Origin of the sequence: Pseudooceanicola sp. HF7 (assembly GCF_011806405.1) — a bacterium.
Classification (GTDB): Bacteria; Pseudomonadota; Alphaproteobacteria; order Rhodobacterales; family Rhodobacteraceae; genus Pseudooceanicola.
This window is the reverse complement of the sequence record NZ_JAATOW010000048.1, coordinates 19764-27559: the sequence shown is the minus strand read 5'-3', so window position 1 is coordinate 27559 and position 7796 is coordinate 19764. Positions and strand designations below refer to the sequence as shown.

Below are 7796 nucleotides of genomic sequence, written 5' to 3'. Positions count from 1 at the left end.
CCCTCCGTTCCGTCCGCCTCCGTGGCGCCCCGTAGCGCCTCAGCGCCGCCGGTGAAGGGGGTTCTAGTGTTATCACCCCAAACCCGCAAGCGCTTTTTGCCGGAAACCGTCACATTTTTTGCATAAAGCTGAATTACCACATGAATTCAGCATGTTAGACAGGCGAAAAAGAGCGGCCAGACAGCGCGTTCCGGCGTGATTTCGGGGGAATTCGCGAGGTTTGGCAACTTCAGGAGAGACTCGGATTCGAAATCGGGTACATTCGGCGGCTTTTTGGCCCCTGACTCGGCTCTTTTCCCGTGATTTCCGCCCGTTCGCGACTCGGTCGGCCTGCGACTGCCCTCAAGCGGTCCTTCGTTTCCGGGCCCTCGGCAGTCTCAGGAGCAGAAGGCCGATGATCACCGCCATGTAGATGAGCGGTTCAAGCTGCAGCCCTTTCACCAGCAGGATGAAGTGCAGCGATCCCAGGAGGGCGACCGCGTAGACCAGCTTGTGCAACTGACGCCATTGCTTGCCCAGCTTCCGGATGGACCAGTTGTTGGAGGTCAGCGCCAGGGGGATCATCAGGACGAAGGCCCCCATGCCGATGGTGATATAGGGCCGCTTCAGGATATCCGCCCAGACCTGGGCCAGGATCTGCACGTCGAGCAGAAGCCAGATCAGCATGTGCCCCAGTATATAGAAGAAGGCCAGCAGCCCGAGCCCACGGCGATACCGCAGCAGCGAGATACCCAGGTAACGGCGGGCGGGCGTCACGCAAAGGCCCGCGATCAGAAGCCAGAGCCCCCATTCGCCCATCTGGTGCTCCATCGCCTTGACCGGGTCGAACCCCAGCTGGCCGGTCAGCCCCGCCCAGAGCAACCAGGCCGGAGGCAGAACCCCCAGTATATAGAGCGGCCAGGCCGGAACCCGGCGTAGGGCAGTGTTGACGGGGCCGCCAATGGCATCCCGAAGCCCGGACAGGGAAGAGGAAGCGCGTGCGGATTTGGCGTGAGGCCTGGCAGAAGTCATCTTTGGGTTCTCTTAACATGCGGCTGCCAACCAGCTTCCGGCCTGCAGCATCCTTCGGCAGGGGCGCTCCGCACCTGGCCCCCGCCGCTTTCAAGCTCAGTAATTCTTGCCGAGGTCCATTCCGGCGTAGAGGCTGGCCACCTCTTCGCCGTAGCCGTTGAACATCTCCGTATCCCGGCGCGGGGCGATCAGCCTGTTGGTGCCAAGGACCCGTTCGGTGGCCTGGCTCCAGCGGGGGTGGCTGACCTTCGGGTTCACGTTGCTGTAGAAGCCGTACTCCCGGTAGTTCTGATCCTTCCAGCTTGTGAAGGGCTCTTCTTCCTGCAGGGTGATGCGGACGATCGACTTGATGCTCTTGAAGCCGTACTTCCAGGGCACGACCAGGCGGATCGGCGCGCCGTTCTGATTGAGAAGGTCCTTGCCGTAGATCCCCGTCGCCAGAAGCGTCAGGGGGTTCATCGCCTCGTCCAGGCGCAGCCCCTCGCGGTAGGGCCAGTCCAGGACGCGGCGGCTGAGGCCAGGCATCTGGTCGGGACGCTCCGCGGTCTGGAAGGCAACGTATTTCGCGCCGGACTGCACGCCGACACTGTCCAGCAGGGCGGACAGCTGGAAGCCGTTCCAGGGGATCACCATGGACCAGCCTTCGACGCAGCGCAGGCGGTAGATGCGTTCCTCGATCTGCTTGCCCTTGAGCACGTCTTCCAGCGCGTAGGTGCCGGGCTTGTCCACCATGCCGCCGATCTGGATCGACCAGGGAGAGGTCACCAGCGTATGGGCATAGCGGGCCGGATCTTCCTTGCCGGTGCCGAACTCATAGTAGTTGTTGTAATGGGTGATGCCTTCGTAAGAGGCGGGGGTCAGGTCGGAGGGCGCTGCAAGCGCCGGTCCGGCGATCGCCCCAAGCCCCAGCCCGGCCGCGCCGGCCATGATCTGGCGGCGGTTCAGGTAGATCGCCTCGGGCGTCACGTCGTTCTCTGTCAGTTTGCCCTTCCAGAAACGGGTCATTGCGGGCCTCCTCTCGCGTGCTGTTCAAGACACGTAGTAGCCCGGCATAGAGTTTCGACCAAATAAGCAGTGATAACGTCTGCGTGGCCCCGTCGTAACAATTGCCCCTGTCGGGACAGGCTTAGCCGCCCGCCTGCTTGCGATCGCTGTCGGGGGCCTGGACGGGGGTCATGTTGGGCATCTCCTTGCCCTCCAGATCTTCGACCTCGTGGCTGGGGCGGATCTTGCGCAGCACGACAGAGTCGCCGTTCGCCTGCACGATCCGCACATGGCGGCGGCGCATCAGCCGCGGCTCTGCCACCCCGACCGAATGGGCGATCATCTCCACTTCCTTGATGACCGACTGGGCGAAGTTGGCGACCTTCACGTACTTCTTCTCTACCACCAGGCCGCGCTGGAGGTGCGGATCATGGGTGGTGACGCCCGTGGGGCAGGTGTTCTTGTTGCACTTGAGGGCCTGGATGCAGCCAAGCGCGAACATGAAGCCGCGCGCGCAGACCACGAAGTCGGCCCCAGCACAGATCGCGTAGGCCACGTCGCCCGGGTTCACCATCTTGCCGCTGGCGATGATCCGGATGCGGTCCTTCAGCCCGAAGCGGTCGCGCATATCGACTATCCGCAGCAGCGCCTCCCTGAGGGGCATGCCGACGGAATCCATCAGGGGCATGGGGGCCGCGCCCGTGCCGCCTTCGCCACCGTCGATGGTGATGAAGTCCGGCGCGGATTCCGGGCCCCTTTCGTTGATCAGGCGGAAAAGCTCTTCGTAGGCGTCCGAAGAACCGATCACCGTCTTGAAGCCCACCGGCTTGCCGCTGACCTCGCGGATATGCTGGATCATGTCCAACAGGTCGCTGAAATCGTCGATCTCACGGTGCCGGTTGGGAGAGACCGCATCCTTGCCCTTGGGCACGCCGCGGATCTCGGCGACCTCATCGTCGATCTTGGCCGCCGGAAGGATGCCGCCCTTGCCGGGCTTGGCCCCCTGGGCCAGCTTCAGCTCGAACATGCGGACCTGGGGCTTGGCGGCGATGGCGCGGAGCTTGTCGTCGTTCAGATTGCCGTCGTGGTCCCGCACGCCGAACTTCGCCGTGCCGATCTGGAAGACGATATCGCAATCGGACACCAGGTGATGCGGAGACAGCCCCCCTTCCCCGGTGTTCAGCCAGATCCCGGCCCGGGCCGCGCCCTTGCTGAGCGCCTCTACCGCCGGCTGGGACAGCGCGCCGAAGGACATGCCGGAGATATTGTAGATGGAGGGCGCCATGTAGGGATGCCGGGCATAGGGCCCGATCTGCATCGGCTTGGTGGCGGCGAACTGGTCATCGAGCGGCGGGAAAACCGCGTTGACGAAGATCGGCGTGCCCGGAATGCTGAGGTTGCGGGTAGAGCCGAAGGCGACCGTGTTCCCCTCTCCCTTGGCTGCCGTGTAAACCCAGTCGCGTTGCGCCCGGTTGAAGGGCATTTCCTCGCGGTCCATGGCAAAGAAGTACTGGCGGAAGAATTCACCCAGCTTGGTGAACAACCCGCGGAAGCGGCCGATCAGCGGATAGTTCCTGCGGATCGCGTCCTCTCGCTGGCTGAGGTCCAGGACAAGCATGACCACGACGGCCAGCACGCCAATTCCGATCGCCATGACAAAGATGAAAACAAGCCATTCGACGATTGGTGAAATGAAATCCATGCCCGTGAGACCCCCGGCGATGCTTCGGAATTGCCGGCACAATGTCGAAGCTCTGTGCGCAGGGCAACCAAACAGGCATCAAAACCGCGCGAAAGCTGACAACTTTACGTTTGGGGCAAGTCAACCCATTGCCGAAGGGTAAAACAAAGGTCTAGACAGCAAGAGGTGTATACAACAACGACAGCGCAGCGCGTTTTTCAACATGTCCTACCTGAGCAACCTCAACATCGATCTGGCGGAAAGTTTCGCCGCCTGCCAAAGCAACGAGGAGTGCTTTAAAGTCCTTGCAGAGCAGGGCGAGAGGTACGGGTACAAGCATTTCCACTTCCGGCATCTGCACAAGGCTCATGACGGCAAGGTCGAAGTCGAAGCCTATCACAGCGCCATGGGTCCGGAATACGAAGGCGTGCTGGCCAAGCGGCAGCACCTGATGGAGGATCCGCTGGTTGCCCACTGCATGGTCAACAGCCGCCCCAAGCTCTGGTCCGAGCTTGAGGAGGATTATCACTCCGACAGGCTGAATGACCGCCACCGCGAAAAGATCCGTCATTTCTGGGATTTCGGCGTACGCTCCGGGGTGACGGTCAGGCTGCGCAACGAACCTTCCGGCCGTGGCCGGTTCCTGGCCGGCGTGAGCCTTATTCCGGAGTTCGGCACCGAACCCAAGATTCACGATCCCAATTATGCCGCGAACCTTCAGGGCATCATGAGCCTTGCGGGCCATTTCTGCGCCCATGTCAGCACCTCCGATATCGCCAAGCGGCATTTCGACCTGACCGATCGTGAATACGACGTGCTGCAACTGCTTGCCGAAGGCTGCCTGGTGCAGCAGATCGCGGACCGACTGCAGCTGGCCGACCGTACGGCGGCGCATCACCTTTCGAACCTGCGCAGCAAGCTGGGCGCAAACAGCAATGCCCATGCCGTGGCCATTGCAATACGCATTCACCTGATCTGATCAAAAGAAGTCAGCCCTGCTGGTGCCGCCCTGCGGATCCCGCGGGCGCACCTGAGCTGGCGGGAAGCATCCCGGCCTACCGGCGCGGGCGGCGCGCGGCATGCCATGCGCCCTGCCCGTCCTCAGAAACCACCGGAAACGAATACAAAAAAGTGGCGGCCCGCACGAACCGCCACTTTCTTTGAAAATGTATTGAGAAACCGATGAGGCACCGGTGTGTAATGCCGGGTTGATATATCTACCCGTGAGAAAGGGCTATTGCACATATCTGCAAGCGGCGGGCTCAAATGGAAAAGGCGCGGACCAATCCGCGCCTTTCCTGTTCTTTCGGCAGATGCACAGATTAGTGCACGGTGGCCTCCTGCGGCTTGTCGCGGCCGCTGGTGCCCAGGCGACTGCCGATCAGCAGACCTTCGGGACCAACGGTGACAGGCACCGTGTCGCCATCCCGGACCTCACCGGCCAGCAGGGCTTCTGCCAGCGGATCCTGCAAGGCGCGCTGGATCACCCGCTTCAGCGGACGTGCCCCGAAGACCGGGTCGTAGCCCTCATCGGCCAGCCATTGCCGCGCCTCGTCCGTCAGCTCCAGCGTGATCTTGCGTGCTGCAAGCCGCTTGAGCAGCCGGGCCATCTGGATATCGACGATCCCGTCCATGTCGTCCCGCGCGAGCCGGTCGAAGATGATGATCTCATCCAGCCGGTTCAGGAACTCCGGACGGAAGTGCGACCGCACGGCATCCATCACGTCCCGCTTGGCATCAGAGGCATCGGCCCCCTCGGGCAGGTTGCTCAGCGCCTGCGCCCCCAGGTTGGAGGTCAGGATGATCATCGTCTGCTTGAAGTCCACGGTGCGGCCCTGGCCATCGGTCAGGACACCGTCGTCAAGCACCTGCAGCAGCACGTTGAAGACATCCGGGTGCGCCTTCTCGACCTCGTCGAACAGCACGACCTGGTAGGGCCGCCGCCGCACGGCTTCGGTCAGCACACCGCCCTCGTCATAGCCGACATAGCCCGGAGGGGCGCCGATCAGACGCGCGACGGAGTGTTTCTCCATGAACTCGGACATGTCGATACGCACCATGGCGCTGTCGTCATCAAAGAGGAACTCCGCAACGGCCTTGGTCAGCTCCGTCTTGCCGACGCCGGTCGGTCCGAGGAAGAGGAAGCTGCCCAGCGGGCGGTTCTCATCGTTCAGACCTGCACGGGCACGGCGCACGGAGTTGGCCACGGCACGGACGGCCGCGTTCTGGCCGATGACGCGCTTGTGCAGCCCGTCTTCCATGCGCAGCAGCTTGTCGCGTTCGCCTTCCAGCATCTTGGCCGTGGGAATCCCCGTCCAGCGTTCGACCACCTGGGCGATCTGCTCCGGGCGCACGGCCTCTTCGACCATGACACCGCCTTCGGCTTCCTGCTGTTCGGCCTCTCCCAGCTGCTTTTCAAGCTGCGGGATGATGCCGTAGGACAGCTCCCCCGCCTTGGCGAGGTCACCGTTCCGCTTGGCGATCTCAAGATCCGCACGGGCACGGTCCAGCTGTTCCTTCAGCTCACGCGCACCGGCCAGCTTGTCCCGCTCTGCCTGCCACTTGGCCGACAGGCTGTCGGAGCGCTCCATCAGGTCGGAGAGCTCTTTTTCCAGCGACTCGAGCCGGTCCTGGCTGGCAGCGTCGTCTTCCTTCTTCAGCGCTTCGGCTTCGATCTGCATCTGAAGGATCTGGCGATCGAGCTGGTCCAGCTCCTCGGGCTTGCTGTCCACTTCCATGCGCAGACGGCTGGCGGCCTCATCGACCAGGTCGATGGCCTTGTCCGGCAGGAACCGGTCCGTGATGTAGCGGTGCGACAGGGTCGCCGCCGACACCAGCGCAGAGTCCGAGATCCGCACGCCGTGGTGCAGTTCGTACTTTTCCTTGATACCGCGCAGGATGGAGATCGTGTCTTCCACGGTGGGTTCGCTGACCATCACCGGCTGGAAGCGACGGGCCAGGGCCGCGTCCTTTTCCACGTACTTGCGGTATTCGTTCAGCGTGGTCGCGCCGACGCAGTGCAGCTCACCCCGGGCAAGCGCGGGCTTGATCAGGTTGGCGGCATCCATCGCGCCATCGGCCTTCCCGGCACCGACGAGCGTGTGCATCTCGTCGATGAAGAGGATGATCTCGCCAGCGGCGGATTCGATCTCCTTCAGGATGGATTTCAGGCGTTCCTCGAACTCACCACGATACTTCGCACCGGCGATCAGCGCGCCCATGTCGAGCGCCAGCAGGCGCTTGTTGCGCAGGGATTCAGGCACGTCACCGTTGACGATGCGCAGCGCAAGGCCTTCGGCGATCGCCGTCTTGCCGACGCCGGGTTCACCGATCAGCACCGGGTTGTTCTTGGTCCGGCGGGACAGGACCTGCATCGAGCGGCGGATTTCGTCATCGCGCCCGATGATCGGGTCGATCTTGCCTTCCTCTGCCCGGGCCGTCAGGTCCAGCGCGTATTTCTCAAGCGCTTCAAAGGTATCCTCGGCGCTGGCCGTATCGGCGGTACGCCCCTTGCGGATATCGTTGATCGCCTCGTTCAGGCTTTGAGCGGACACGCCACCGGCTTCCAGCGCGTCTTTCGCGCCGGATTTCACCAGGGCAAGCGCCGTCAGCAGGCGTTCGACGGGCACGAAGCTGTCCTTGGCCTGTTTGGCGACCTTCTCGGCCTCGGTGATGACCTTGACGGTCTGGTTGTCCATGTAGGTCTGGCTGCCGTCGCCACTGACGACGGGGATCTTCTTCAGCGCGATCTCCACGGCCTGGGCCACGCCCTTGGGGTCCCCACCCGCCTTGCGGATCAGGTTGGAGGCGAGCCCTTCTTCGTCATCCATGAGGGCTTTCAGAATGTGATCCGGCAGCAAACGCTGGTGGTTCTCCCGGATCGCGATCGTCTGCGCAGCCTGGATGAAACCGCGCGACCGCTCCGTGAACTTGGTCAAGTCCATGGGTGTTCTCCTTTCACAAGCGTCCCTCTTGCCGACACCCTGCTCAGAGGCATGCAGGCGCGGGACCTTCCCGATTGAGATGGGTGGGCAAACCGGCAGGTTCAAGCCGATGTGAGAAGGAAAAAGGAACCTTTTCACGTGCCTGCCCGTTTTTTGCTGGAAGGCTACGCTTCACA

The 7796-nt window shown here is 62.8% G+C and carries 5 protein-coding genes; 1 reads left to right on the top strand and 4 read right to left on the bottom strand.

Annotated features, from left to right (window positions below; genetic code table 11):
* Positions 1-342: 342 nt before the first annotated feature.
* The 3 genes from msrQ to HCZ97_RS18895 form a co-directional block, all read right to left on the bottom strand.
* Positions 343-1011, bottom strand: coding sequence for a protein-methionine-sulfoxide reductase heme-binding subunit MsrQ (msrQ, locus tag HCZ97_RS18905; RefSeq protein ID WP_167690670.1), 669 nt, complete (start codon positions 1009-1011; stop codon positions 343-345).
* Positions 1012-1107: 96 nt separating this feature from the next.
* Positions 1108-2016, bottom strand: a complete 909-nt coding sequence (gene msrP, locus HCZ97_RS18900) for a protein-methionine-sulfoxide reductase catalytic subunit MsrP (RefSeq protein ID WP_167690669.1) — start codon at positions 2014-2016, stop codon at positions 1108-1110.
* A gap of 121 nt (positions 2017-2137) precedes the next feature.
* Positions 2138-3697, bottom strand: coding sequence for an FMN-binding glutamate synthase family protein (locus HCZ97_RS18895; RefSeq protein ID WP_167690668.1), 1560 nt, complete (start codon positions 3695-3697; stop codon positions 2138-2140).
* A 202-nt stretch (positions 3698-3899) separates the two neighbouring features.
* Here HCZ97_RS18895 and HCZ97_RS18890 point away from each other — a divergent pair, with 202 nt between their 5' ends.
* The gene (locus HCZ97_RS18890) at positions 3900-4655 is read left to right on the top strand and encodes a LuxR C-terminal-related transcriptional regulator (RefSeq protein ID WP_167690667.1); all 756 of its coding nucleotides are present in this window, start codon (positions 3900-3902) and stop codon (positions 4653-4655) included.
* A gap of 343 nt (positions 4656-4998) precedes the next feature.
* Here the strand turns inward: HCZ97_RS18890 and clpB are convergent, their stop codons facing one another.
* A complete protein-coding gene (clpB, locus tag HCZ97_RS18885; RefSeq protein ID WP_167690666.1) occupies positions 4999-7620 on the bottom strand; it encodes an ATP-dependent chaperone ClpB in 2622 nt (873 codons plus the stop codon).
* Positions 7621-7796 lie beyond the last annotated feature (176 nt).